We start from the raw sequence: 25,302 nt of genomic DNA, 5'->3' as shown, positions 1-25,302 counted from the left end.
CGCCGGGTGGTCGGCCGTGGGCCGCTCCACCCGGTGCGCCTCAGCCGATCAACAGTTCCAGGACGTCACCGGGCAGGACAGGCAGGTCCCGGTCCCCGTGAAGGACTTGGCCTCCATGGCCGGAGAGTCCTCGAGGGTGACCTCCAAATCGAGGTCGAGGTCGAACTCGACGTCGGCAGTGATGGCTTGCGTCATGTCTCCTCCAGACGGTTCTGGGTCAGTGGACGATCCGGCACGCAGCGCCCCAGCGGACTCGCCACAACCAGCAGGCGAACCACCACACGCTGCAGTGCCGTCCCAAGGTCTAAAGGAACGTCCCAAGCCGCGTCTTAGCCGCATCTAAGGCACGTCCTAGTAGGGCTCCGTGCAGGTCTGTCTTGATCTTGGTGTGGTCCTGCTGGGCAGAGGTTGGTGGCAGGTGGTGCAGATTGCCCTTGCCGGAAACCTCATCCGCCCTGGTGGGGGCGGTTCTTCGGGTTTCCCGAAAACTGGCCGCGGTCACTCGAGCTCGCGCTCTCGCGCAGTTGCCGTCAGCGCGTCATGATGATCGATCGTGCTGCTGCGACTGACTTACCTGGGTGTGACGAACGCGTTCGCGATGCTTCGCCTGCTGCCGATGGCCGATCGAGACAAGGACGCGGAGATCCTCGCCCTGCGCCACCAGATCACCGTGCTGGAACGCCAACTTGGCAAGGACAAGATCCGGTTCACGCCGAGCGATCGGGCGTTCCTGGCGGCCCTGTTGCACCGGCTGCCGATGCACGTCCTGCGACAGTTACAGCTGCTCGTCCGCCCCGACACGGTGCTGCGTTGGCACCGCAACCTCGTCGCACGCCGCCATGCCGTCTCCTGCCGGCCCAAACGCCCGGGACGACCACGCACGGTGCGCTCGATCCGCATCCTGGTGCTGCGCCTGGCGAGGGAGAACCCGAGCTGGGGGTACAGACGCCTGCACGGCGAGCTGCTCGTGCTGGGAGTGAAGGTGGGCGCCTCCACTGTCTGGGAAATCCTGAAGGACGCAGGCATCGACCCGGCGCCCGAGCGGAACGCCAGTACCTGGGCCAACTTCCTTCGCAACCAGGCTGATGCCCTGCTGGCCTGCGACTTCATGGAAACAGTCACCCTGTCGGGAATGCGGATGTACGTGCTCGTGGTGATCGAACACGGCAGCCGCCGGATCCGCGTCCTGGGCGCAACCGCGCACCCAAACGCGTCCTGGGTAGCGCAAGCGGCGAAGAACCTCGTCATGGACTTCGAAGACCTCGGCTGCCGCGCACGGTTCATGATCCGGGACCGGGACGGGAAGTTCCCCGCCCTCTTCGATGCCATCCTCAAGGACGCGGGGATCGACGTCGTGCTCAGCGGCATCCAGATGCCACGAATGAACTCGATCACGGAGCGCTGGATACAGACCTGTCGCCGCGAGCTGCTAGACCGGACCTTGATCTGGAACCAGCGACACCTCCTCCACACCCTGCGCGAGTTCGAGCAGTTCTACAACGGACACCGACCACACCAGGGCATCGCCAACGCCAGGCCGCTGCACCCCTTGCCCCCGCCGATCGACGATCCCGACGCGTTAGCCCGCCTCGACATACGCCGACACGATCGCCTCGGCGGCATCCTCCACGAATATCAACATGCGGCGTGACCTGCACGGATGAGGTTTCCGGCAAGGGCAGCCCTATCTGCCGGCGGACGCCAAGGGGCTTTGCCGTGCCTTGACGCAGACACTCCACGACGGCCGGGACACCCGCGCGCGACCTGCCTGCGGAAACCGGCCCGGAGAGATCACCAGTGGTCCACCCCATCCCTGTCGCATGGGGAGCACGGTGCCGTGCTCCCACCCGGAAAGGGGGTCGGGAGCCGCCAAGGGGTTCTTATGCCTCTCGATGCAGAGAGCATCCAGATCGATGGGGTGACCTCAGGGGCCTACGGTTGACGACGGCACACAGGGGCTCGGTACGGCGCCGCAGATCTACCGGATCGGGTGACGGACGAATCGGACACCGTTGACACGTCTGCGAGTTGGGAGCACGAGGGCTCCCAGAGGGCTCCCCATCGCTCCCTGCCCAGACACGACAAAGGCCGCCTCCGCTACCCGCGGAAACGGCCTCCGACCTGCGAAAACGCTGGTCGGGACGACAGGATTTGAACCTGCGACCCCTTGACCCCCAGTCAAGTGCGCTACCAAACTGCGCCACGTCCCGGTGCTTGTCCGGCTCGGGGTTTCCCCCTTGCCGGGCGCGCATGAAGAACAATACCGCACTTCAGGGGGTGCTCGCTTCCACCCCGGGTCGGGCGCGGGGGCGACCTGGGGTCACGGGGTGTTCGCGGAGGGTGGCGGGGTGTCGCCGAGGAGGTAGCGGGCGCCGGGGCCGTGGGTGGAGGCGGTGTCGGAGGGGTTGTAGAGGGCGCATTTGCGCAGGGAGGGCAGCCGCAGCCGATGCAGCCGGTGAGCTTGCGCTTCAGGCGTTCCAGGTCGGCGATGCGCTGGTCGATGCGATGGATCCAGGTGCGGGCGACGGCGTTCCACCGGGTGGCGGTGGGGGCGCGGTCGGCGGAGAGGCGGGCGAGGGCCTCGGCGGCCTCGTCGAGGCTGAGGCCGACGTGCAGGGCCGCCCGGATGAAGGCGACGCGGCGGAGGGTGGCGCGGGTGTAGCGGCGCTGGCGGCCGGCGGTGCGTTCGGAGTGGATCAGGCCGAGTTCCTCGTAGTAGCGCAGGGCCGAGGTGGCGAGGCCCGCTGCGGGCGGCCGGCTCGCCGATGGTGAGGCGGTCGGAGGACGAGTTCATGGACGGCGATGCTGGCGCTTGACTTCAAGGGGACTTGAAGTTTCAGGCTCGGTGCATGACCTCGACCTACACCGACCTTCCTCGGTTGATGAGCCTGATGACCGGCGACGAGAAGCACGGGCCCGCCGCCACCTCCACGCTCGACGCGCTCTGGGTGCTGTACGACCGGGTACTGCGGGTCTCGCCGGAGACCGTGGACGATCCCGGCCGGGACCGGTTTCTGCTGTCCAAGGGGCACGGGCCGATGGCGTACTACGCCGTGCTCGCGGCCAAGGGGTTCTTCGCCGACGCGCTGCTGCCAGGGTTCGGCTCGTACGACTCGCCGCTCGGCCACCATCCGGACCGGGTGCTGGTGCCGGGGGCCGAGATCAGCAGTGGTTCGCTCGGGCACGGCCTGCCGCTGGGCGTGGGGACGGCGCTGGGGCTGCGGGCGCAGGGGCGCGCCGGGGCCGGCGGGCCCGCGGTGTGGGTGCTGATCGGCGACGCCGAGCTGGACGAGGGGAGCAACCACGAGGCGATCGCGTACGCGGGCGCCGCGGGGCTGGAGCGGCTGCACACGCTCGTCGTGGACAACGCCTCCGCCACCTACGGCTGGCCCGGCGGCATCGCCTCCCGGTTCGAGGCCGCGGGCTGGTCCGCGGCGACGGTCGACGGGCGGGACCACGACGCGCTGTACGAGGCCTTCACCGCACCGCATCCGGGGCGGCCGCGCGCGGTCGTCACCCGGGTCGAGGCCAAGGGGTCATGAGCCACCGGCGCGCCGAGTTCCGCGTCCAGTTCTGCATCCAGTTCTGCATCGAAGTTTTTGACTTTTAAGGGGAATTCCTCGTGGACACCATGCGTGAGCGCTTCGCCTCCACCGTCTCCCGGCTCCTCGACGACGACCCCCGGCTGGCCGTCGTCCTGGCGGAGATCGGCAAGGACGGCTTCGCCGACGCCCAGCGCGCCCACCCCGACCGGGTGATCAACGTCGGCATCCGGGAGCAGCTGCTCGTCGGTGTCGGCGGCGGACTGGCGCTGACCGGGATGCGGCCGATCCTGCACACCTTCGCCAGCTTTCTGGTCGAGCGGCCGTTCGAGCAGCTGAAGCTGGACTTCGGGCATCAGGGGGTGGGCGGGGTGCTGGTGAGCGCGGCCGGTTCGTACGACTGGCCCGCTGGCGGCCTCACCCATATGGCGCCCGGTGACGTCGCCCTGATGGACACGCTCGACGGCTGGACGGTGCACGTGCCCGGCCACCCCGACGAGGCCGAGGCGCTGCTGCGGGACGCGGCCGGGGCCGGGGACGACTCGGTGTACGTACGGCTGTCGGCGCACACCAACGCGGCGCCGCGGACCGTCGCCCCGGGGCGGTTCCTGACCGTGCGGGAGGGGCACGGCGGGGTGGTGGTCGCGGTCGGGCCGATGCTCGACGGCGTGCTCGCGGCCGTCGAGGGGCTGGACGTGACCGTGCTGTACGCCACGACCGTGCGCCCCTTCGACGGGCGCGCGCTGCGGGCCGCCGCCGGTGCGGCCGCCGCCGGTGCGGCCGCCGCCGGAGGGGGCGCCGTGGGCAGCGGTGCGGCCGCGGCGGACGTCGTGCTCGTCGAGCCGTATCTCGCGGGGACCTCGACGGCGGCCGCGAACGACGCCCTCGCCGACGTGCCGCACCGGGTGCTCGGGCTCGGCATCGCCCGGCGCGAGCTGCGGCGCTACGGGACGATCGAGGAGCACCTGGCGGGGCAGGGACTGGACGCGGTCTCGCTGCGTGAGCGCATCGGCGGTTTTCTGCGGCTTACGTGACGGCGGCGGCTCAGATGTGTTTGTCCAGCCAGCCCAGGAGGTCCTGCTGGACCTCCTCGCGGTTGGTCTCGTTGAGGATCTCGTGCCGGGCGCCGTGGTAGCCCTTCCAGCTCAGGTCCCGGGTGCCGCCGTAGCGGAAGTCCTCCAGGAGTTCGTAGACCAGGGTCATCCGCTGGTTGCAGGGGTCCTCGGTGCCCACCGCGAGGTGGACGGGGAGCGCGGCCGGGACGCGGGCCTGGTTGCGCGGGTCGTTGACCTTGCGGACGGCGCGCAGCCAGTCCAGCGAGAGGCCGGTGCTGAAGGGGAAGCCGCAGTGCTCGTCGGCGGCGTAGGCGGCGACCTCGGCCCGGTCCCGGGAGAGCCATTCGAAGCCCGTCCCGAACTCGTACGGGTCGTTGAACGAGGCGAAGAGGGTGGGGGTGAAGGTGGACAGGGCGGTACGGCCGCGGTCCGCGATCTCCCGTTCGATATCCGCCATGGCCTCCTCGATCTCGGCTCCCGGCAGCGAGCGGAAGGTGCCGGAGAGGATCAGCCCGGCCAGTTCCCCGCCGTACTCCTGGGCGCAGTCGCGGGCCAGCATGGAGCCCATGCTGTGGCCGAGCAGGACCAGCGGCAGCCCGGGGTGGTCGGCGCGGGCCCGGTCTCCGATGGCGCGCAGGTCGGCGACGATGGCCCGCCAGCCGTCGCCCTCGTCGCCGACGACCCCGAGGCCGCCGGTGGACTCGGCGGTCGCCCCGTGGCCGCGGTGGTCCGAGGCGACGACCACGTAGCCGTGTCCGGCCAGGAAGCGGGCGAACCGGTCGTAGCGCCGGGCGTGTTCGGCGGCGCCGTGGGCGATCTGGACGATCGCTCGCGCGGTGCTCGACTCCGGCTGCCAGGTGTACGTCGCGACGCGCACGCCGTCCGGGGCGGTCAGGTGGTCGGTGCGGTGGGTGATGCCGCCGGCTGGCATGCGTATCTCGTCTCCTGGGCCGATGGTGAGGGCGGAATCCCACTCTCCCCTCGCCGGGCCGCCAAGCCAAGGCCCATGGAGGGGCGTTGACGCAGCGCCGACAAGGTGCTGACGGGGTGTTGACCGGGAGCACGTGCGGTGTGTAACGATCAAGCGCTTTCCGTACCACCCGCAACTCCTGAACCGTGCAATTCCCTGTACCAGGAGGATCGTTGGCTACATACGAAGCATCGGACGCGCCGTCGGGCAGTCCCTCCGCCCTCTCCCGGCGGCGCCTTCTCCAGGCGGCCGCCGCGGGCGCCGCCGTCGCCGCCGGTACCGCGCTGCCGGCCGAGGCGGTGGCCCAGGCCGCGGCCCGGGCGGAGGCGCGGCGGGTCTCGCTCTCCTTCACGGCGGCCACCAACGGCGCCGCGTCCCTCTCCCCCTCCGGCGACCGGCTGATCGCCGAGGTCCAGAACGTGCTGTGGTCCGTCCCCCGTAAGGGCGGTGATGCCGTCGCGCTCACCCCGCCCGATCTGGAGCCCACCCGTCCGGTCCACTCCCCCGACGGGAAGCTGCTGGCCGTGTGCGCGTACCGGGGCGGCGGCTTCCACATCTGGACGCTGCGGCCCGACGGCTCCGATGTGCGGCAGCGCACGGACGGGCCGTGGGACGACCGCGGTCCGGCCTGGTCGCCGGACGGCACCCGGATCGCCTTCGCCTCCGAGCGCGGCGGCGACCCGGTGGCAGGCAGCCCGTACCGGGTGTGGGTGCTGGACGTGGCCAGCGGCGAGCTGACCCGGCTGACCGGGCTGCCCGGCCAGGAGGGGCCGCTCCAGGGCGGTGCCTGGGAGGACTTCGACCCCACCTGGTCCCCGGACGGCGAGCGCGTGCTGTTCGTCCGCGGCGTGCCCGCCGGGACCGTCCTGGACGCCCGTACGGTGGCCTCCGTACGGGCGGACGGCACCGGGCCGGTGACCGTCGAGCACACCGACGCGACCACGGGTGCCCAGGTGATGACGCCGTCCGTGTCGGCGGGCGGCACGCTCGCCTATCTGCGCACCACCGTCGCGCCGGACGCGTCCTGCACGCTGGTCGTCGACGGCGCGGCGGTCGCGGTCGAGGGCGATGTGCAGCCGGTGCCGCCGCGGTGGGTCTCGCGCGATGAGCTGCTGCTGACGGTGAACGGGCGGTTCCGGCTGGTGCGCCCCGAGGCTCCGGCCAAGGGCGAGGTGATCCCGTTCGCCGCCACGCTGCCGGTCGACCGGCCCCGGTACGCCGTCAAGCGGTACGACTTCGAGGGCGGCGGGGCGCGTCCGGTGCGCGGGCTGCATCTGCCCGCGCTGTCGCCGGACGGGCGCAAGGTGGCCTTCGCCGCCCTCAACTCCCTCTGGATCGCGGACGTCTCGGGCGGCGGCGCCCCGCGCCGGGTCGTACGGGCGGACGCCACCCGGTATCTGCTCGCCCCCTCCTGGACGCGCGACGGGCACGCCCTGGTGTACGCCGACGACCGCGACGGGCTGCTCGCCGTGCGCCGCCGGGACCTCGCCTCCGGCAAGGAGACGGTGCTCGCCTCGGGCGGCCGGGTGCACCCCGCGCTCTCCCCCGACGGCAAGCGGCTCGCCAGTATCGACATGTCGGGAAACCTCGTGCTGCGGGACCTGGCCGCCGGTACGGACAAGGTGCTGGCCGCGCCGCTCGGGGCGGGCGGGCTGCCCGGGCGGCCGACCTGGTCACCGGACGGCCGGTATGTCGCCCTGTGCGACCGCAACCGGCTGAACCAGAGATTCCGCGAGGGCTACAACCTCATCCGAGTCGTCGACACGGACAGCGGCACCGCGAAACTGCACGCCGTCGCGCCGCACACCTCCCTGACGGACCGCTATGACTCCGGCCCCGTCTGGTCCCCGGACGGCCGCCATATGGCCGTCGTCGCCGAATCCGTCCTGTGGCTGCTGCCGGTCCGCCCGGACGGCAGCCCGGACGGCGATCCGCGCCGGATGACCGACGAGGCGGCCGACCATCCGTCCTGGTCCGGGGATTCGGGCAGCATCCTGTACCTGTCGGCGGGCAAGCTGCGGCTGCTGGACGTCGCGAGCGGCGACGCCCGTACGGTGCGCATCGCGCTCGACCACCGGCGGCCGCGCCCGGCCGACACCGTGGTGCACGCCGGGAGGTTCTGGGACGGCACCGGCGGCGGGGGCACGGTCCGCGAGGACGTCGACATCGTGGTGCGCGGCGGGCGGATCGCCGCCGTCGAGGCGCACCGCGCCGGGCGGGCCGCGAAGCGCCGTGTCGACGCCTCGTCCCACACCGTCGTCCCCGGGCTGTGGGACGCCCACACCCACCCCTGGCAGTACACCTACGGCGGCCGCCAGACCGCGCTGCAGCTCGCGTACGGCATCACCACCGCCGTCTCGTTCGGCGGCTTCGCCTATGAGCAGGCGCGGCTGCGGGAGGCCGTCGCGGCGGGCGATCTGGCCGGGCCGCGGCTGCTGGCCACCGGGGAGCTGCTGGACGGGTCGCGGGTGGCGTACAGCATGGCCCGGGCGCACCGCACCCGGGACGGGCTGCGGCGCTCGCTGGACCGCGCGGCCGCGCTCGACTGGGACTTCGTCAAGACGTACGTCCGCGCACCCGGCTGGATCATGGAGGAGGCCGCCCGCTTCGCGCACGACAAGCTCGGGGTGCGCTCCGGCAGCCATCTGTGCACGCCCGGGATACAGCTCGGACAGGACCTGACGACCCATCTGCAGGCCACCCAGCGACTGGAGTTCGGACATGTGACAACGGCGACCGGACGCGCCGAGCAGGACGTGACGGAGATCTACACCGCCTCCGACTTCCGGCTGATCGGCACGCCGTTCGCCGCCCAGCCGCTGGTCGGCGCGGATCCCGAGCTGGCGGAGGACGAGCGGGTCACCCGGCTGATGCCGCCGTGGGACACCGCCCTCGTGCGGCAGCTCGCCGGAGCGCCGCCGACCGACGCCCAGCTGGCCACCCTGCGCACCGAGATCGACATATACCGGCGGGTCCTCGCCGGTGGCGGTGTGTTCGCCCTGGGGACGGACCAGCCGCTGACGCCGGTTGGGCTCAACCTGCACATGGGGCTGCGGGCGCTGCACCGGTTCGGGATGTCGCCGGCGGAGGCGCTGCGCACGGTGACCGTCCTCCCGGCGCGGGCGTTCGGCGCCGACCGGGATCTGGGCACCCTGGAGGTCGGCAAGCTGGCGGACCTGACGGTCGTGGACGGTGACCCGTTCACCGACTTCGACTCGCTGGTACGGACGGTCTCGGTGCTGCGGGGCGGGGTGCCGTTCGAGCAGCGGCAGCTCGTCGAGGCGTTCCCGGCGCCCGCCGGCGCCATGGCGCACGGGCGGTCGGCGGACCACTGGCTGGAGGTGGGACGGCAGTTGCGGCGCGACGGGTGCTGCGAGCTGCACATCTGACGCGTGTCCGGACGGCCGCGGCCCGGCTCAGACGGTGGGAGCCGGGCCCGGTCTGGTCAGGCCGAGCAGGTCGCGGGCCGGGCCGGTGGGGTGGGGGCCGGAGCGCCAGACGGCGCGCAGGTCGCGGCGCAGCGGGATGTCCGGGACGGCGATCTCGACCAGACGGCGGGCGGCCAGTTCCTCGCCGACGGCCAGACGGCTGAGCACCGCCGGGCCCGCGCCGCTCACCGCCGCCGCCTTGACGGCGGTCGTGGAGGCCAGCTCCAGCAGCGGCGCGGGCAGGCCGCCGTGGGCCGCGAGGGCGGCGTCCAGCACCTGCCGGGTGCCGGAGCCGCGCTCCCGGAGGATGAGCGGGGTGGCGGCCAGCTCCGGGGCGGTCGGCGGGGTGCGGCGTCCGGCCCAGGGGTGGCCGGGGGCGGTGACCACGACGAGGCGGTCGTGGCCGATGACCGCGCCGTCCAGCCCGCCCGGGGTGTCCAGGCCCTCGACGAAGCCGATGTCCGCCTCGCCGTCCAGCAGCCGCCCGGCGACGGCCGCCGTGTTCCCGGCGAGGAGCGAGACGGCGGTGTCCGGGTACAGGCCGCGCAGGGCGATCAGCCAGCCGGGCAGCAGATACTCGGCGATCGTCATGCTGGCGGCGACCCGCAGCCGGGAGTCGCGGCGGTCGCGCAGCGCGTGGACGCCCGCGTCGAACGCCTCGGCCGCCTCCACCACGCGCCGCGCCCAGTCCGTGACGAGCGCCCCGGGTTCGGTGAGCCGGGAGCCGCGCGGCGAGCGGTCCACGAGCGCGACACCGAGCCGCCGTTCCATCGCCCGGATCCGGCTGCTCGCGGCGGGCTGGGTGATGCCCAGCTCCCGGGCGGCGCGACCGAGGCTGCCGAGCCGGGCGACGGCGATCAGCAGCTCCAGCGCGCCGAGGTCGGGGACGCGGTGGGCGAGCGGGGCGGGGGGCGTCAGGCCGTCACCGCCGGGGGCGGGGCTCATCCGGCTCTGCTCGCTCATAAAGCCGTCGCTCATAAAGCCAGCTTATGCCCTCATAGGAGAAAAGGGCCTGGTGGGAGGCGCGGTACCGGGCGAGGGTGCGGTCATGGTCACTGCCGCGCCCGCCCCGCCCCTCCCCACCGCCATCCGGGACCGCCCCCGGCCGTCCGTACGCCTCCTCGGCCCGAACTGGTACGCCACGGTGATGGGCACCGCGATCGTGGCCATCGCGGGCGCCGGGCTGCCGGTGCGCGTCCCGGGGCTGGGCGGGCTCTGCCGGGTGGTGTGGGCGATGTCGGTGCTGATGCTCGGCGCCGTGCTGGCCGCCCGCGCGGCGCACTGGGCGCGCCATCGCGACCGGGCCCGCGCCGATCTCCTGGACCCGGCGGTCGCCCCCTTCCACGGCTGCCTCCCCATGGCGCTGCAGGCGGTCGGCGCGGCGACGCTGTCGGTGGGGGCAGAGGTGATCGGCGTACGGGCGGCGGCGGCCGTGGACGCGGCCCTGTGGACGGCCGGAACGCTCACCGCCCTGCTGACGGCGGCCGGGATCCCGGTGCTGATGGTCGTACGGCACCGGATCGGGCCCGGGGACGCGTCCCCGGTGTGGCTGCTGCCGGTCGTGGCGCCGATGGTGTCGGCGGCGACCGGTCCGGCGCTGGTGCCGCATCTGCCGCCCGGGCAGGGGCGGGAGGCGCTGCTGCTGGGGTGCGTGGCGCTGGCCGGGGCGAGCCTGCTGGGGACGTTCCTGATGCTGCCGCTGATCTTCGACCGGCTGGTGCGCCACGGTCCGCTCCCGGCGGCGCTGACGCCCGCGCTGTTCCTGGTGCTGGGCCCGCTCGGGCAGTCCACGACGGCCGCGGGCGGGCTGGCCGACGCCGCGGCGTACGCGGCGGGGGTGCCGGAGGCCGCCGCCCGGTTCGCCTCGGTGGTGTACGGGGTGCCGGTGATGGGGTTCGCGCTGCTGTGGCTGGCGTCGGCGGGGGCGCTGGTGGTGCGGGCGGCGCGGCGCGGGATGCCGTTCGCGATGACCTGGTGGGGGTTCACCTTCCCGGTGGGCACCTGTGTCACGGGGGCGGCGGCGCTGTCCCGGCACACCGGTCTGCACGCGTTCGGCTGGCTGGCGGTGGGGCTCTACGGCGCCCTGGTGGCGGCGTGGGGCCTGGTCGCGGCGCGCACGGCGCTCGGCCTGGCGCGCGGCACGCTGCTCACGCCGTAGCGGGCCGCTGTCGCGCGCCGCCCGTGAAAGCGCCCGGCGTCAGCGCGCCGCCGTAGAAGCGCCCGGCGTCAGCGCGCCGCCGCGAGCGCCGCGCCGAGGACGGCGGGCGCCTCCGCCAGCGAGGGGCCGTACCAGGTCAGATGGCGGCCGCTGACGAGCGCGGCGGGCAGCCCGGGGAACGCCTCGGGCCCGTCGTCGGCCGTGAAGCGGTACGGCTCGTCCGGCAGCACCACCAGCTCAGCGCCGCACCCGGTCAGCTCGTCGATCGGGATCCGGGGATAGCGCTCGGCGTGCTCCGCGTACAGATGCCGTACGCCGAGCCGGGCCAGCAGGTCCCCCGCGAAGGTGTCCCGGCCCAGCACCATCCACGGCCGCCGCCATACCGGCACCACGGCCCGCAGCGGCGTCCCGGTGGGCCGTACGTCCGCCCAGGCGGCCTCGGCCTCGTCCAGCCAGCCGGGACGCGGCAGGCCGCAGCCGCGCACCAGGACCCGTTCCAGCTCGGCGAACGCCTGCTCCAGTGTTCGTACCTCGGTCACCAGCACATCGAGCCCGGCGGCGCGCAGCGCGGCGATGTCCGGGGCGCGGTTCTCCTCCTCGTTGGCGAGGACGAGGTCCGGGGCGAGGGCCGCGATCCGGGCGGTGTCGGGGTTCTTGGTGCCGCCGACGCGCTCCGCGCGCAGCCCGGGCGGATGGCTGCACCAGTCGGTCACCCCGGTCAGCAGGCCGGGCGCGGTGGCGGCGACGGACTCGGTGAGCGAGGGAACCAGGGACACCACACCGCGTACGCGGGCACGAGGACTCATCGCCCCACCGTACGGCCGCTCACGGCGGGCAAAAGACCGCCGCCGCGGTCCGGAGCGGTGAGGCTCCGGACCGCGGCGGCGGGTGTCACCACGGTGGGACGGGGGTCAGGGGGTGACCGGCGCCATCTTGTCGACGATGCCGGGATGGGCGTCGATCCACTTCTGGACGCCCTTCTCCTCGTTGCCCTTACCCGCGTCCTGCACGGCCTGCTCGAGTGTCGCGAGCTCCTTCTCCGTCATGTGCCACTTCTTCAGCCACCCGTTGAACTCCGGGAACTTCTTCGGGAAGGACTTGTTGGCGAGCGTGTGGAGCTGGTTGCTGGCCCCGAAGGCCTTGTCCGGGTCCGCCAGCTTGGTGAGCTTGTACTTGCTGTACGCCCAGTGCGGGGTCCACAGGACGACGGCCACCGGCTCCTTCTTGGCGTAACTGCGCTCGAGCTGCGCCAGCATCGCCGGGGAGGAGCCGTCGGAAACCGTGTACTCCTTGTCCAGGCCGTATTGCTTCAGGACCTTGCCCTTGAGGAGCTTCATCTCACCGGTACCCGGTTCGATGCCGACGATCTTCCCCTTGAAGAGATCGGCCTTCCCCTTGAGGTCGGCCAAGGACTTCACGTCCTTGACGTACGACGGGACGGCGATCTCAAGAGAGGTCTTGTCGTACCACGAGCCGACGTCGACCAGGTTCTTCTTGTATCTGTCCCAGTACTGTTTCTGCGCGACCGGCAACCAGCCGTCGAACTCGACGTCGACCTGACCGGTGCTCATCCCGGTGAACATGGAACCAACGTCGTACTGCTTGATTTCCGGCTTGTAGCCGCGCTTCTCCAGGACGTTCTTCCACAGGTACGTGGTCGCGATGTCCTCGTCCCACGGGAAGTAGCCGATCTGCGGGGCGGCGCCCGCGTCCTTGCCCTTCTGTTCGGCACCGCCGGGCACCGGGGCGAGCTTGTTCGCCACCCCCGGGTTGTCCTTCAGCCAGGCGCGCACGCCCTGCTGCTCCTTGCCCTTACCGGCGTCCTGGATGGCCGACTCCAGGCTGGTGAGCTGCTTCTCGCTCAGCTTGAAGTTCTTCATCCACTTGGCGATCTGCGGGTTCTTCTTGGAGAAGCCCTTGCGCGCGATCGTGTCGATGTGGTCGCCCTTGCCGAAGGCGCCCTTGGGGTCCTTCAGTTTGGTGAGCTTGTACTTGTCGTACGCCCAGTGCGGGGACCACAGGGTGACCGCGATCGGCTCCTTCTTCTGGTACGAGCGGTCCAGCTGGGACAGCATCGCCGCGGTGGAGCCCTTGACCAGGCTGTAGTCCTTGTTCAGGCCGTAGCCCGGCATGACCTTGTCCTGCATCAGCTTCATCTCACCGGCGCCGGGCTCGATGCCGATGATCTTCTTCTGGAAGGTGCCGGACTTGCTCTTCAGGTCGTCGAGGGACTTCACGCCCTTGACGTACGAGGGCACGGCAACCTCGAGCGAGGTCTTGTCGTACCAGGAGCCGAGGTCTTCCAGCTTGTCCTTGTACTTCGCCCAGTACGTGGCGTGGGTGGCCGGGAGCCAGGCGTCGGTCTGCAGGTCGATGTTGCCCGCGGCCATACCGGTCCACAGGGCGCCGACGTCGTACGACTGCACCTTGGGCTTGAAGCCGCGCTCCTCCAGCAGCTCCTTCCACAGGAAGGTGGAGGCGACGCCCTCGTCCCAGTTGATGTAGCCGAGGTTGACCGACTGGCCCTTGCCGACGTTGGCGGAGACGGTGGGGCCGCTCTCGTTGCCGCCGAACATCTTCATGCCGCCGGCGACCAGGGCCAGGACGACCACGCCGACCATGGCGACCGAGGTCGCGGGCCGCCAGTGGAGCACCTTGGCACCGCTGAGCGCCTTGGCCCGCTCCTTGGCCAGCGCGCGGCGGGCGAGCGGGGAGACGCGCTGATTGAGCGCGCTGGTCATCCGGTCCAGGTACATGGCCAGGATGACGACCGCGATACCGCCCTCGAAGCCCATGGCCACGTCGACGGAGCTGATCGCCTGGAAGACGGTGGAGCCCAGGCCCTCGGCGCCGACCATGCCGGCGATGACGACCATGGACAGCGCCAGCATGATCACCTGGTTGATGCCCGCCATGATGGTGGGCAGGGCCAGCGGCAGCTGGACGCGCATCAGGGTGCGGCGCGGATGGGTGCCGAAGGCGTCGGCCGCCTCCACCAGCTCGGCGTCGACCTGGCGAATGCCCAGCTCCGTCATGCGGACGCCCGGAGGCATCGAGAAGATGACGGTCGCGACGACACCGGGGACCACCCCGAGGCCGAAGAAGAAGATGCCGGGGATCAGATAGACGAAGGCGGGCATCGTCTGCATGAAGTCCAGCACCGGGCGGATCGACGCGCTCACCCCGCGGTTACGGGACGCCCAGATGCCCAGCGGTACCGCGAACACGATGGTGATCACACCGGCGACCAACACCAGCGCGAGGGTGTTCATCGCCTCGCCCCACAGCTCGATCGAATCGATGAGCGCGAAGCCGAGGAAGGCGAGGACGGCGGGCAGCAGACCGCGCAGCCACCAGGCGAGCACCGCGAGGATGCCCGCGAACAGCAGCGGCTCGGGCGCGCTGAGCACCGAGTTCACCCCGTCGTACATGCCCTGCACGACGGAGGAGATGAAGTCGAAGAGCCAGCTCAGGTTGTCACGGAGCCAGTTGACGCCGGAATTGATCCAGTCGCCGAGTTCGAGCCTAGGCACCGGAGATCACCTTCTTCGCGGACTCGGGCGCGTCCGGGCTGCCGGGTGACGTCGGCGTCGCGCCGTCGCCACCGGTGTCCCCGTCGCCGAGGACGGCGAGCAGCCGGGCGCGGGGGACGACGCCGACGAGGGCGCCGTCGCCGTCGGTCACCGCGACCGCGGTACCGCTGCGCGAGCAAGGGGTGAACAGCTCGACGATCGGGGTGTCGGTGCCGACGGTGGCGGGGGCGGCGTCCAGCACGTCCTGCTCGGTGCGCAGCGGCGTGCCGTCGTCAGCGGTGGTGCCCAGCACATCGGCGGGGTCGGACATGATCGCTCCGGCGGTGAGCACCCGGCTGCGGTCGACGTCCTTGGTGAAGGAGGCGACGTAGTCGTTGGCCGGGGTCACCAGGATGTCCTCGGCGGAGCCGATCTGGACGATCCGGCCGTCACGCATGACGGCGATGCGGTCGCCGAGCCGCATGGCCTCGTTGAGGTCGTGGGTGATGAAGACGATGGTCTTCTTGAGCCGCTTCTGCAGCTCGACCAGCTGGTCCTGCATATCGCGGCGGATCAGCGGGTCGAGCGCGCTGAAGGACTCGTCCATCAGCAGCACGTCGGCGTCGGTGGCCAGGGCGCGGGCGAGGCCGACGCGCTGCTGCATACCGCCGGACAGCTCGTCGGGCCAGGACTTCTCCCAGCCGGCCAGGCCGACCATCTCCAGGGCCTCGGTGGCGCGCTTGTCGCGCTCCTCGCGTGCTATGCCCTGGACCTCCAGACCGTACGCGGCGTTCTCCAGGACGCTGCGGTGCGGGAAGAGGGCGAAGTGCTGGAAAACCATGCTGATCTTGTGGGAGCGCACCCGGCGCAGATCGCGCGGGCTGAGCGCGGTGAGGTCGTCGTCATCGAAGAGGACGCGTCCGGCGGTCGGCTCCAGCAGCCCGTTCAGCATGCGCAGCAGCGTGGACTTCCCGGACCCGGACAGACCCATGACGACGAATGTCTGACCCGCCTCGACCGCGAAGGTGGCGTCGACGACCGCGGCCGTCGTGCCCTCCGCTCGCAGTTTTTCGCGGTCCGCACCGCCCTCGAGATCGGCTACCGCCTCATCGGGTCTTCTGCCGAACACCTTGTAGAGGTGTTCGGCTCGCAGTTTGGACACATATACCTCTCAGATCGCACCAAAAAACGACCCGCCACCCCCGCCGGCGGGTCGTGGAACAGTACGGCACCGGACCGCATGCCCTACGCAATAGTTGAATCACTCAAGGGCCTCGCTCCGGGGGCGCACCTGCCCCTGTCCTTATGGCGTAAACCATACGGTGACCCAGCTCACATTCCCAGTCCGAGGCTGTCACCGGCATACGGCATCATCGAGTCGTGACCCGACGCCTGATGCTTCTCGACACCGCTTCTCTGTACTTCCGCGCCTATTTCGGGGTTCCCGATTCGGTCAGGGCCCCCGACGGCACTCCGGTGAATGCCGTACGCGGATTGCTCGACTTCATCGCCCGGCTCGTCCAGGACCACCGGCCGGACGATCTGGTGGCGTGCATGGACTTCGACTGGCGACCCGCCTGGCGGGTCGAGCTGATCCCCACGTACAAGGCGCACCGGGTCGCCGAGGAGGCCCCGGAGGGGGCCGGGGTCGACCAGGAGGAGGTTCCGGACACCCTCTCGCCCCAGGTCCCGGTGATCGACGCGGTGCTGGACGCGATCGGCATCGCCCGGGTGGGCTCGGCGGGCTACGAGGCGGACGACGTGATCGGCACGCTCGCCGGGCGCGCGGCCGGGCCGGTCGACATCGTCACCGGCGACCGCGACCTCTTCCAGCTGGTCAGCGACGAGCGCCGGGCGCGGGTGCTCTACCCGGTCAAGGGCGTCGGCACGCTGCAGCTGGTGGACGAGACCCTGCTGCGCGAGAAGTACGGGGTGGACGGCGGGGGGTACGCGGACCTGGCGCTGCTGCGCGGCGATCCGAGCGACGGCCTGCCGGGCGTTCCCGGGGTCGGCGAGAAGACCGCCGCCAAGCTGCTGGCCGCCCATGGCGATCTGGCCGGGATCATGGCCGCGGTCGACGATCCGGGGTCGAAGCTGACGCCCGCGCAGCGCAAGCGGCTGGACGAGGCGAGGCCGTATCTCGCGGTCGCCCCGAAGGTCGTCCGGGTCGCCTCGGACGTTCCGCTGCCCCCGTTCGACGCCGCCGTGCCGCGGGCGCCGCGCGACCCGCGCGCGGTGGACGCGCTCGCGGAGCGCTGGGGTCTGGGTGGATCCCTCCGGCGGCTGCTCTCCACCCTTGAGGGATAAAGTGTTAGGTTAGCTTAACCTAACTGTTGTCGATCAAGGAGGCCGCCATGGCAGACCGTCCGGCCCGTAAACGTCCGCGGCCCCGCCGGGCCCAAGTGGTGCGCACCGAACGGCTGACCCCCCACATGGTGCGGGTGGTGCTCGGTGGCGACGGTCTCGCCGATTTCAGTGCCGGTGAATGGACCGATCACTACGTCAAGCTGCTGTTCCCCGCCGAGGGCGTGGCATATCCCGAACCGTTCGACCCGGAGCGGATCCGGGAGGAGTTCCCGCGCGAGCAGTGGCCGGTCAGCCGTACGTACACGGTGCGCGCCTGGAACCCGGCCGCCCGCGAGCTGACGCTCGACTTCGTGGTCCACGGCGACGAGGGCCTGGCCGGGCCGTGGGCGGCGCGGGTGCGGCCCGGCGAGGAGATCCACTTCCAGGGGCCGGGCGGTGCCTACGCCCCGCGCGAGGACGCCGACTGGCATCTGCTCGCCGGTGACGAGAGCGCGCTGCCCGCGATCGCCGCCGCGCTGGAGCGACTGGCCCACCGGCCGCAGGGCGCGGGCACGGCTCCGGTGCGCGCCTTCATCGAGGTCGCGGGCCCGGAGGAGGAGCACAAGCTGGCCGTTCCGGACGGGGCCGAGGTGGTGTGGCTGCACCGGGGCGCCGCGCCGGTCGGCGAGGCGCTGGTGGCGGCCGTCCGCGGGCTGGACTTCCCGGCCGGTCAGGTGCAGGCGTTCGTGCACGGCGAGGCGGGCTTCGTGAAGGAGATACGCCGCCATCTGCGGCTGGAGCGCGAGGTGCCGCGCGAGTGGCTGTCCATCTCCGGCTACTGGCGGCGCGGTCATGACGAGGACGGCTGGCAGGCGTCGAAGCGGGAGTGGAACCAGCAGGTGGAGGCCGAGCAGGAGGGCCGGAGGCCCGAGGCCGCGGCGTAGGGCACCGCGGGCGCGCGCGGACGGCGGGCGGGTGGGCGGCTGAGGCCGCCCACCCGCCCCGTTGCTTTTCGAGGACCTGCGAGGACTCGCGAGGGCCTACGAGGGACCCGCGAGGGCCTACGAGGGACCCGCGGGGGTCTGCGGGCGGGGGCCTGCGAGGGGCGCACGACGGCAGAGAAACCCCGTTAACAGGCTTTTACCCTATTTACACATAAATTCCCGGTTGCTCCAGTTCCACCTTCCGGGCCTCTGGCCCGCTGGCTTAAATCGGAAGCAGCGAGCTCGAGGCGCCCTTCGCTGACGGCGCCGAGTCGCTTCACTCCGAAGACCCGCCCCCAGGCGCCGGCCCCGAGGCCACGGGTCTTTCACCCGCCCTTCCCGCCCACCGGGACGTCCTCCGCGGCCACGGAGCGCGTCAGCCGTCGGCCTGCTCTCCGCACCCCCGGCGAAGCGGCACGTTCGAAGGAGAAGGATCATGGCAACCATCACCTCGCTGGTGGACACGACGACCACCACCAACCAAGGCAAACCCGGGGACACCGTCCAGATCAACGGCACCGCGCTGGCCACCACCACCCGCGTGAACTTCGGGTCGGCCGCCGTCACCCCGACCGGCGTCACCGCCACCCAGGTCACCTTCGTCGTGCCCAGCACGGCGCCGTGCTCCGGTCAGGTCGCCGTCAGCGTGACCAGCAACACCGGCGCCACCAGCAACGCACTGCCGTTCTTCGTCATCGCCGCACCGACGACCACCGGGCTGAGCGTCACCTGCCTGCCGGCCGCCACGGGTGGCGCGGCGACGCTGTTCGGCACCAACTTCCTGACCGGGACGCAGGTCGGCGTGGGCACCGTCGGCAACGTCGCGGTCACCCCCACGCAGACCAACCAGGTCACCTTCACCGCACCGGCCAACCCGGGGCAGGTCGCCGACGTGTCGACCCAGGCGGTGACCATCAGGACGGCCGGCGGCACCAGCGCGTCGGGCACCACCCTGGTCGACTACTACCTCACCCCGGCCATCACCTCCGTGGTGACCGCGACGGGCACCGCCGGGGACGACGTCACCATCAACGGAACCTCCTTCGTCGGCGTCGACACCGTGACCTTCACCGACAGCACCGCCGCCACCGCCACCGCGGTCTTCACGCCCTTCAGCAGCACCCAGCTCGTGGCCACCGTGCCCGCGGCGCTCACCCCCGGCGCCGGGACCATCACGGTTCACACCTGCGGCGGGACCTCCAACGCGCAAGCCTTCACCATCACCTGACGGCCGGGGACGACCGAGCGCCGGCAGTGTCACCGCACCGCCGCCCCGCGCCCTGGCCGACAACCGCCGGCCAGGGCGCCGCCGTCGAGGTACGAGAAGGAGAACAGCGTCATGGCCCCCATCGTGACCAGCGTCAGCCCCGTCCAAGGCGCCCCGGCGGGAGGCACAGCCGTCACCATCACCGGCTCCGGCTTCACCGGCGCCACGGCGGTCAGGTTCGGCCCCGGCCTGGCCACGAACGTGGTCGTCGTGAACAGCACGCAGATCACGGCCAGGACGCCCGCGGGGACCGGCACGGTCAAGGTCACGGTCACCGGGCCGTCGGGAACCAGCACCCAGAACGTGTTCTTCACCTACACCACCGTCGCGGCCCCCGTCCTCACCACGCTCAGCCCGGCCTCGGGTCCCCCCTCCGGCGGCACCACGGTCACGCTCACCGGCACCGGCCTCGGCGGCGCCACCCAGGTGCTCTTCGGCCCCACCCCCGCCACCATCCTCACCGACACCCCCACCCAGATCACCGTCACCGCCCCGGCGGGCACCGGCAGCGTGGGCGTCGTCGTCATCACCCCCGGCGGCACCAGCAACGCGCTCGGCTACACCTACGCCGCCGCCCCCGCACCGTCCATCAGCAGCCTCAACCCGGCCTCGGGGCCGACCTCGGGCGGCAACACCGTCACCATCAACGGCGCCAACCTCTCCGGGGCGACCTCGGTCACGTTCGGGATCAACGCGGCGGCCATCCTCACCACCACCGTCACCCAGATCACCGTGACCGCGCCCGCCGGGCCGCCGTCCGCGGTCAACGTCATCGTCACCACACCCGGCGGCACCAGCAATCCGCTGCCGTACTTCTACATCACCGCGCCGACCGTCACCGATCTGTCCACCCACCTCGGCCCGGACACCGGCGGCAACACCGTCACCATCTTCGGCAGCAACCTGACCCTCACCAGCGCCGTCAGCTTCGGGGGAAACCCCGCCACCGCCATCAACGTCATCTCCGACAGCCAGCTGACCGTCACCGCCCCGGCCGGGTCCGGCACGGTCCAGGTCACCGTCACCACACCCGGCGGCACCAGCTCGACGGGGACCGGGAACCCGTACTACACGTATCTCGGCGCCCCGGTCCTCACCAGCCTCAACCCGCCGGACGGCCAGGACACCGGGGGCGAGTCGGTCGTGCTCGTCGGCGGCAACCTCACCTACACCGACTCGGTGACCTTCGGCGGCGTCCCGGCCTCGTTCGCCGCGATCTCGGACACCCAGGTCATCGCCACCACCCCGGGCGGCGCGCCCGGGGTGGTGAGCGTCGTGGCCCACACCCCGGCCGGGAACAGCAACGCCCTGCCGTTCACCTACGACCCGTCGTGACTCCTGCCCCTCGTGATCCGGCCCGCGCGCTCGGTCTCAGCCGACGGAGGAGTACGCCACGACCCCGCGCAGCAGCCCGTCGACCGCCTTGCGGGCGTTGCGCGCCACCGTGCCGTCCGGGGCCGCCGCCGCGATCTGGCCCAGCACGTCGATCAGCTGCTTGCACCAGCGCACGAAGTCACCGGCGGGCATGTCCACTTCCCGCAGCAGCTCGTCCAGCCCGTGGCCGGACGCCCAGCGGTAGGCGGCCCAGGCGAAGCCCAGGTCCGGTTCGCGCTGGCCGACCCCCTCCGCCTGGTTGATCCTGTGCTCCTCCTCCAGGGCGTCCAACCGGCCCCAGATCCGGACCATCTCGCCCAGCGCCTCCTTGGCGGGGCCGGTGGGGAGCTTGGGCGGCAGCGCGTCGTCCGCCGCCCGGGACTCGTACACCAGCGCCGAGGCGCACGCCGCCAGCTCGGCGGGCTTCAGCCCCTCCCACACGCCTTCCCGGAGGCATTCGCTGGCCAGCAGGTCCAGCTCGCCGTAGAGCCGGGCCAGCCGTCTGCCGACGTCCGTGACCTCGTCACCGCGCAGATAGTCCAGCTCCGACAGCAGGGCGCAGATCCGGTCGAAGGTGCGGGCGATGGTGTTCGTACGCCCCTCGATGCGCCGCTCCAGCTGGCGGGTGTCGCGCAGCAGGCGGTGGTAGCGCTCGCCCCAGCGGGCGTGGTCCTCGCGGTCGGAGCAGCCGTGACAGGGGTGGGCGCGGATCGCGGCGCGCAGCCGGGCGATCTCGGTGTCGTCGGCCGCGCGCGAGCGCTCCTTGCGGTGCCGCCGCGCATCGTGGTGACCGGCCTTGGTGCGCAGCGCGGAGGCGAGGTCCCGGCGGGACTGCGGGCTGCGCGGGTTGAACGACTTGGGGATCCGCATCCGGTCCAGCGGCTCGACCGGCACCGGGAAGTCGATCGAGGCCAGCCGCTTGACCTGGCGCTCGGCGGTGAGCACCAGCGGGCGCGGCCCGTCGTGGTGCTCGAAGCCGCGGTGGCGGTCCGCCCGCCCGGCGGCCAGCCCCGGGTCCAGCACCAGGGCGAGCCCGGCGAACTTGCCGGTGGGCACGTGGATGACATCGCCCGGGCGGAGCTTCTCCAGCGCCACCGCGGCGGCCGCGCGGCGCTGCGCGGCGCCCTGCCGGGCCAGCTCGGTCTCGCGGTCCTTCAGCTCGCGGCGCAGCCGTGCGTACTCGTCGAAGTCGCCGAGGTGGCAGGTCATGGAGGCGCGGTAGCCCTCCAGCCCCTCCTCGTTGCGCTGCACCTGACGGGAGATCCCGACGACCGCCTTGTCTGCCTGGAACTGGGCGAAGGAGGTCTCCAGCAGCTCCCGCGAGCGGTGCCGGCCGAACTGGGAGACCAGGTTGACCGCCATGTTGTACGAGGGCTTGAAGGACGAGCGCAGCGGATACGTGCGCGTGCCGGCCAGACCCGCGAGGGCGGCCGGGTCCATGGCGCGCTGCCACAGCACCACCGCGTGGCCCTCGACGTCGATGCCGCGCCGCCCGGCCCGCCCGGTCAACTGGGTGTACTCGCCGGGGGTGATGTCGGCGTGCTGCTCGCCGTTCCACTTGACGAGCTTCTCCAACACCACCGAGCGGGCGGGCATGTTGATGCCCAGCGCCAGGGTCTCGGTGGCGAAGACCGCCTTGACCAGGCCGCGGACGAACAGCTCCTCGACGACCTCCTTGAAGGTGGGGAGCATTCCGGCGTGGTGGGCCGCGATGCCCCGCTCCAGGCCCTCCAGCCACTCGAAATACCCCAGGACGTGCAGGTCTTCGTCGGGGATGCCCGCGGTGCGCTCCTCGACTATCGCCCGCACCTGGGCGCGCGCCGCGTCGTCGTTGAGCCGCAGGCCCGCGTACAGGCACTGCTGGACGGCCGATTCGCAGCCCGCCCGGCTGAAGATGAAGGTGATGGCGGGCAACAGCCCCTCGGCGTCGAGCCGGTCGATGACCTCGGCCCTGCCCGGGGTCCAGATCCGGCTGCGCTGGCGGCGCTCGCGCTCCCGGTCGGCCTCCCGCATGTTGTTCCGCCCCCGGCGCTTGTCGCGGCCGAAGGCGGGGCGGCTGTTCTCCATCCGGGCCAGCCGGACGAGGTCGGGATTGACCTCGCGGCGGCCGGACTGGTCACCGTCTTGTCCGCTCTTCTCCTCGAAGAGGTCGTACATCCGGCGCCCGGCCAGCACGTGCTGCCACAGCGGCACCGGGCGGTGCTCGGAGACGATCACCTCGGTGTCGCCGCGCACGGTGTCCAGCCAGTCGCCGAACTCCTCGGCGTTGGAGACCGTCGCGGACAGTGAGACGAGCGTCACCGACGCGGGGAGGTGGATGATGACCTCTTCCCAGACGGCGCCGCGGAAGCGGTCGGAGAGGTAGTGCACCTCGTCCATCACCACATAGCCGAGGCCGACCAGCGACTGGGAGCCCGCATAGAGCATGTTGCGCAGCACCTCGGTGGTCATGACGACCACCGGGGCCTCGGAATTGACGCTGTTGTCGCCGGTGAGCAGGCCGACCTTGTCGGCTCCGTAGCGCTTGACGAGGTCGGCGTACTTCTGGTTCGACAGCGCCTTGATGGGCGTGGTGTAGAAGCATTTGCGGCCCTGGGTCAGCGCCAGGTGGACGGCGAACTCGCCCACGATGGTCTTTCCCGAGCCGGTGGGGGCGGCGACCAGCACGCCCTTGCCGGCCTCGAGGGCCTGGCACGCCTCGATCTGGAACGGGTCCAGGGCGAAGGCGTACATCTCGCGGAAGGGGGCCAGCGCGGTGGCCTGCTCGGCGGCCCGGACGCGGGCCGCCGCATAGCGCTCGGCGGGAGTCAGCTCGTCGGTCATCGTATGTACGAGACTACCGGCCACCTCCGACAACGCACGCGATCTTTACGGCGGGATGGGGATCCGGGGCCCCGGGAGGGCCCCGGTCATCCGCCGGCGGCCCGCCTACGTGACGTCGTCGTACCCGTTGCGCCGCGCGGGGTCGTCACCGGCCGTCAGCTCGCCCGCGCCGACGCGCTCGGTCTCCTCGATGGCCTCCGGCATCAGATCCAGGCTCGACGCCTCGTCGTCGCTCAGGCCGAAGTCAGGGTCGGCGGCCCGGCGGCGCGCCCGGCGACGGTCGTTGACGAGGGCGACGGCGACCGCGCCGAAGTAGAGCACGGTGACCGGTCCGGCGAGGGCGAACATGCCGATCGGGTCGGTGCTGGGGGTGGCCACGGCGCCGAAGACCGTGATGCCCATGATCATGGCCCGCCACCAGCCGAGCATCCGGCGGCCGCTGAGGATGCCGGTGAAGTTCAGCAGGATCAGCAGCAGCGGGAGCTCGAACGCCAGACCGAAGACGACGATCATGCGGGCGAGCAGATCGAGGAAGTCGTCCAGCGGGAGCAGGTTGTTGGCCCCGCCGGGCGTGAAGTCGAGCAGGACCTTGGCGCTGGTCGGCAGGATCTTGTAGGCGAAGAAGGCGCCGCCGACGAACAGCGGCACTCCGAGGCCCACGAAGAAGAGTCCGTACTTCTTCTCGTTGCGGTGCAGACCGGGCGCGAGGAACGCCCACAGCTGGTACAGCCAGACCGGGGTGGCCAGGACCAGGCCGGTGGTGAAGGAGACCTTCAGCATGATCGTGAACGGTGACAGCAGACCGTTCACGGTGAAGTAGGCGCACTGCTTCTTGGCATCGTTGTTGGCCAGCTGGGACAGCCGGGCCCCGTCCGGGCAGCCGACGGAATCCAGGACCGGTTTCATCAGGAAGTCGACGATGTCCTTGTAGAAGAACATCGCGACAATCGTGATCACGCAGATCGCCAGGACCGATTTCATCAATCGGTTGCGCAACTCGCGCAAGTGGTCCGCGAGGGGCATCCGCCCCTCAGGGTCCTTCTCCTTCTTGTTGCGGGCAGACTTGAGCAACCCACGTCCTCATCTCGTGCGTCGGACGGCGGCCGTCGGCGCCGCCTGCAAGTGGCCCTGGGTCAGCGCTTGGTGGTGTCGCTCGGTTCGGCCACCGGACGGGAGCTGGAGACATCGCCCGGGGCGGCCTGGATGGTGCGGTGCGCGCCCTGGTCCTGACCGGGGTGCGGCGGGTCCGCCGGGGCGTCCTGGTCCTGCTTGCCTTCCGACTTCATCGCCTTGGCCTCGCTCTTGAGAATGCGGGCCGACTTACCCAGCGAGCGCGCCATGTCGGGGAGCTTCTTCGCACCGAACAGCAGCAGAACAATGATCAGGATGAGGATGATCTCGGTAGCGCCGAGCCTTCCGAACATATTCGTCTACCTTCTCACCGAGGCGGCTGGGGGGTGGGGCTGCCGACCGTTCGGACAAAAGTCCGGCAGCCGTGCTGTCAGCGATCGTAGCGCGCAGGGGTAAATGCAGGGCAATCCCCATGCAGACGCCTGGTTGCGGCCCTCCGCCTCGATTCCAGGGCCACGACCAGCCAGCGTACCCCGCTTGCCCGTGATGCAGCAGGGCGCCGTCGATCAGTGGCCGTGCGCGGCGCTCCCGTCCCGGCGCACCGCTCCGACCTGCGCACTCAGCGGTTCCGTGGCCCGCTCCAGGTCCTCGGCGGCCCGGGTGATCCGGGCGGAGCTGTCCGATACCTGCCGGGCCAGTCTGCGCACCTCGGCGTAGACCCGTACGGAGAGCACGGCGAGGACGGCGATTCCGCAGAAGGCGAGGGCGAGGGCGAGCATCGGCCAGAGCATGGAACGAGCCTATCGGGGCCGCCGCGGCGCCCGATCGGCGGT

At 71.5% G+C, this 25,302-nt stretch carries 19 protein-coding genes, 1 tRNA gene and 1 pseudogene; 9 read left to right on the top strand and 12 right to left on the bottom strand.

What is annotated here, in order from left to right:
* Positions 1 to 48: 48 nt before the first annotated feature.
* Positions 49 to 195: a hypothetical protein gene (locus tag ACFZCY_RS31360; RefSeq protein WP_391180696.1), complete on the bottom strand. Its 147-nt coding sequence runs from the start codon at positions 193 to 195 to the stop codon at positions 49 to 51.
* 358 nt (positions 196 to 553) lie between these two features.
* Between ACFZCY_RS31360 and ACFZCY_RS31355 the strand changes: the two genes are divergently transcribed.
* Positions 554 to 1,651, top strand: a complete 1,098-nt coding sequence (locus tag ACFZCY_RS31355; protein ID WP_391180694.1) for an integrase core domain-containing protein — start codon at positions 554 to 556, stop codon at positions 1,649 to 1,651.
* 482 nt (positions 1,652 to 2,133) lie between these two features.
* Here ACFZCY_RS31355 and ACFZCY_RS31350 read toward each other — a convergent pair.
* Positions 2,134 to 2,210, bottom strand: a tRNA-Pro gene (locus tag ACFZCY_RS31350).
* A gap of 110 nt (positions 2,211 to 2,320) precedes the next feature.
* Positions 2,321 to 2,794, bottom strand: a pseudogene (gene soxR, locus ACFZCY_RS31345) (redox-sensitive transcriptional activator SoxR).
* A gap of 55 nt (positions 2,795 to 2,849) precedes the next feature.
* Between soxR and ACFZCY_RS31340 the strand changes: the two are divergent.
* Positions 2,850 to 3,542: a transketolase gene (locus ACFZCY_RS31340; protein WP_391180692.1), complete on the top strand. Its 693-nt coding sequence runs from the start codon at positions 2,850 to 2,852 to the stop codon at positions 3,540 to 3,542.
* 80 nt (positions 3,543 to 3,622) lie between these two features.
* Positions 3,623 to 4,576, top strand: coding sequence for a transketolase family protein (locus tag ACFZCY_RS31335; protein ID WP_391180689.1), 954 nt, complete (start codon positions 3,623 to 3,625; stop codon positions 4,574 to 4,576).
* Between the two features lie 10 nt (positions 4,577 to 4,586).
* Here the strand turns inward: ACFZCY_RS31335 and ACFZCY_RS31330 are convergent, their stop codons facing one another.
* Positions 4,587 to 5,528: an alpha/beta fold hydrolase gene (locus ACFZCY_RS31330; protein WP_391180687.1), complete on the bottom strand. Its 942-nt coding sequence runs from the start codon at positions 5,526 to 5,528 to the stop codon at positions 4,587 to 4,589.
* Positions 5,529 to 5,740: 212 nt separating this feature from the next.
* Here ACFZCY_RS31330 and ACFZCY_RS31325 point away from each other — a divergent pair, with 212 nt between their 5' ends.
* The gene (locus ACFZCY_RS31325; protein ID WP_391180684.1) at positions 5,741 to 8,956 is read left to right on the top strand and encodes an amidohydrolase family protein; all 3,216 of its coding nucleotides are present in this window, start codon (positions 5,741 to 5,743) and stop codon (positions 8,954 to 8,956) included.
* A 27-nt stretch (positions 8,957 to 8,983) separates the two neighbouring features.
* Here the strand turns inward: ACFZCY_RS31325 and ACFZCY_RS31320 are convergent, their stop codons facing one another.
* Positions 8,984 to 9,940: a LysR substrate-binding domain-containing protein gene (locus tag ACFZCY_RS31320; RefSeq protein WP_391180797.1), complete on the bottom strand. Its 957-nt coding sequence runs from the start codon at positions 9,938 to 9,940 to the stop codon at positions 8,984 to 8,986.
* A gap of 103 nt (positions 9,941 to 10,043) precedes the next feature.
* Here ACFZCY_RS31320 and ACFZCY_RS31315 point away from each other — a divergent pair, with 103 nt between their 5' ends.
* On the top strand, positions 10,044 to 11,153 hold the full coding sequence (locus tag ACFZCY_RS31315) for a TDT family transporter (protein WP_391180681.1): 1,110 nt from the start codon (positions 10,044 to 10,046) through the stop codon (positions 11,151 to 11,153).
* A 68-nt stretch (positions 11,154 to 11,221) separates the two neighbouring features.
* On the opposite strand, the gene ACFZCY_RS31310 is transcribed toward ACFZCY_RS31315, so the two are convergent.
* The 3 genes from ACFZCY_RS31310 to ACFZCY_RS31300 form a co-directional block, all read right to left on the bottom strand.
* A complete protein-coding gene (locus tag ACFZCY_RS31310) occupies positions 11,222 to 11,959 on the bottom strand; it encodes a helical backbone metal receptor (protein WP_391180678.1) in 738 nt (245 codons plus the stop codon).
* Between the two features lie 105 nt (positions 11,960 to 12,064).
* A complete protein-coding gene (locus tag ACFZCY_RS31305) occupies positions 12,065 to 14,686 on the bottom strand; it encodes a glycine betaine ABC transporter substrate-binding protein (RefSeq protein ID WP_391180676.1) in 2,622 nt (873 codons plus the stop codon).
* Positions 14,679 to 15,827: a betaine/proline/choline family ABC transporter ATP-binding protein gene (locus tag ACFZCY_RS31300; RefSeq protein ID WP_391180672.1), complete on the bottom strand. Its 1,149-nt coding sequence runs from the start codon at positions 15,825 to 15,827 to the stop codon at positions 14,679 to 14,681. Before ACFZCY_RS31300 ends, ACFZCY_RS31305 begins: the two co-directional genes overlap by 8 nt.
* Positions 15,828 to 16,060: 233 nt before the next feature.
* On the opposite strand from ACFZCY_RS31300, the gene ACFZCY_RS31295 reads away from it, so the two are divergent.
* The 4 genes from ACFZCY_RS31295 to ACFZCY_RS31280 all read left to right on the top strand — a co-directional run bounded on the left by ACFZCY_RS31295 (position 16,061) and on the right by ACFZCY_RS31280 (position 20,536).
* Complete coding sequence (locus ACFZCY_RS31295; RefSeq protein ID WP_391180794.1) at positions 16,061 to 16,972, top strand: 5'-3' exonuclease H3TH domain-containing protein; 912 nt, start codon at positions 16,061 to 16,063, stop codon at positions 16,970 to 16,972.
* Between the two features lie 47 nt (positions 16,973 to 17,019).
* Positions 17,020 to 17,895: a siderophore-interacting protein gene (locus tag ACFZCY_RS31290; protein ID WP_391180670.1), complete on the top strand. Its 876-nt coding sequence runs from the start codon at positions 17,020 to 17,022 to the stop codon at positions 17,893 to 17,895.
* A gap of 475 nt (positions 17,896 to 18,370) precedes the next feature.
* Positions 18,371 to 19,162, top strand: coding sequence for an IPT/TIG domain-containing protein (locus ACFZCY_RS31285; protein WP_391180667.1), 792 nt, complete (start codon positions 18,371 to 18,373; stop codon positions 19,160 to 19,162).
* A gap of 111 nt (positions 19,163 to 19,273) precedes the next feature.
* The gene (locus tag ACFZCY_RS31280; RefSeq protein WP_391180664.1) at positions 19,274 to 20,536 is read left to right on the top strand and encodes an IPT/TIG domain-containing protein; all 1,263 of its coding nucleotides are present in this window, start codon (positions 19,274 to 19,276) and stop codon (positions 20,534 to 20,536) included.
* 36 nt (positions 20,537 to 20,572) lie between these two features.
* Here the strand turns inward: ACFZCY_RS31280 and ACFZCY_RS31275 are convergent, their stop codons facing one another.
* The 4 genes from ACFZCY_RS31275 to ACFZCY_RS31260 all read right to left on the bottom strand — a co-directional run bounded on the left by ACFZCY_RS31275 (position 20,573) and on the right by ACFZCY_RS31260 (position 25,260).
* Positions 20,573 to 23,398 carry a DEAD/DEAH box helicase gene (locus tag ACFZCY_RS31275; RefSeq protein WP_391180661.1) on the bottom strand — a complete coding sequence of 942 codons (2,826 nt, stop codon included), beginning with the start codon at positions 23,396 to 23,398 and terminating at the stop codon, positions 20,573 to 20,575.
* Between the two features lie 105 nt (positions 23,399 to 23,503).
* Positions 23,504 to 24,469 (bottom strand): twin-arginine translocase subunit TatC, encoded by a 966-nt coding sequence (gene tatC, locus ACFZCY_RS31270; protein WP_391180659.1) that lies wholly within the window; start codon positions 24,467 to 24,469, stop codon positions 23,504 to 23,506.
* A gap of 62 nt (positions 24,470 to 24,531) precedes the next feature.
* Positions 24,532 to 24,822, bottom strand: a complete 291-nt coding sequence (gene tatA / locus ACFZCY_RS31265; RefSeq protein ID WP_361479526.1) for a Sec-independent protein translocase subunit TatA — start codon at positions 24,820 to 24,822, stop codon at positions 24,532 to 24,534.
* Positions 24,823 to 25,035: 213 nt separating this feature from the next.
* Positions 25,036 to 25,260, bottom strand: coding sequence for a hypothetical protein (locus tag ACFZCY_RS31260; RefSeq protein ID WP_391180656.1), 225 nt, complete (start codon positions 25,258 to 25,260; stop codon positions 25,036 to 25,038).
* Positions 25,261 to 25,302: the final 42 nt, after the last annotated feature.

Source organism: Streptomyces sp. NPDC007983 (assembly GCF_042958345.1).
Taxonomy (GTDB): Bacteria; Actinomycetota; Actinomycetes; order Streptomycetales; family Streptomycetaceae; genus Streptomyces.
This window is presented reverse-complemented; position numbering and strand designations above follow the sequence as displayed.

What these genes read in the sequence shown, in the direction of transcription:
- ACFZCY_RS31340 (WP_391180692.1), top strand. Translation starts at nt 2,850, where the DNA reads ATGACCTCGACCTACACCGACCTTCCTCGGTTGATGAGCCTGATGACC.
- ACFZCY_RS31320 (WP_391180797.1), bottom strand. Translation starts at nt 9,940, where the DNA reads ATGAGCCCCGCCCCCGGCGGTGACGGCCTGACGCCCCCCGCCCCGCTC.
- ACFZCY_RS31295 (WP_391180794.1), top strand. Translation starts at nt 16,061, where the DNA reads ATGCTTCTCGACACCGCTTCTCTGTACTTCCGCGCCTATTTCGGGGTT.
- ACFZCY_RS31360 (WP_391180696.1), bottom strand. Translation starts at nt 195, where the DNA reads ATGACGCAAGCCATCACTGCCGACGTCGAGTTCGACCTCGACCTCGAT.
- ACFZCY_RS31285 (WP_391180667.1), top strand. Translation starts at nt 18,371, where the DNA reads ATGGCAACCATCACCTCGCTGGTGGACACGACGACCACCACCAACCAA.
- ACFZCY_RS31275 (WP_391180661.1), bottom strand. Translation starts at nt 23,398, where the DNA reads ATGACCGACGAGCTGACTCCCGCCGAGCGCTATGCGGCGGCCCGCGTC.
- ACFZCY_RS31290 (WP_391180670.1), top strand. Translation starts at nt 17,020, where the DNA reads ATGGCAGACCGTCCGGCCCGTAAACGTCCGCGGCCCCGCCGGGCCCAA.
- tatA (WP_361479526.1), bottom strand. Translation starts at nt 24,822, where the DNA reads ATGTTCGGAAGGCTCGGCGCTACCGAGATCATCCTCATCCTGATCATT.
- ACFZCY_RS31315 (WP_391180681.1), top strand. Translation starts at nt 10,044, where the DNA reads ATGGTCACTGCCGCGCCCGCCCCGCCCCTCCCCACCGCCATCCGGGAC.
- ACFZCY_RS31330 (WP_391180687.1), bottom strand. Translation starts at nt 5,528, where the DNA reads ATGCCAGCCGGCGGCATCACCCACCGCACCGACCACCTGACCGCCCCG.
- ACFZCY_RS31310 (WP_391180678.1), bottom strand. Translation starts at nt 11,959, where the DNA reads ATGAGTCCTCGTGCCCGCGTACGCGGTGTGGTGTCCCTGGTTCCCTCG.
- ACFZCY_RS31260 (WP_391180656.1), bottom strand. Translation starts at nt 25,260, where the DNA reads ATGCTCTGGCCGATGCTCGCCCTCGCCCTCGCCTTCTGCGGAATCGCC.
- ACFZCY_RS31280 (WP_391180664.1), top strand. Translation starts at nt 19,274, where the DNA reads ATGGCCCCCATCGTGACCAGCGTCAGCCCCGTCCAAGGCGCCCCGGCG.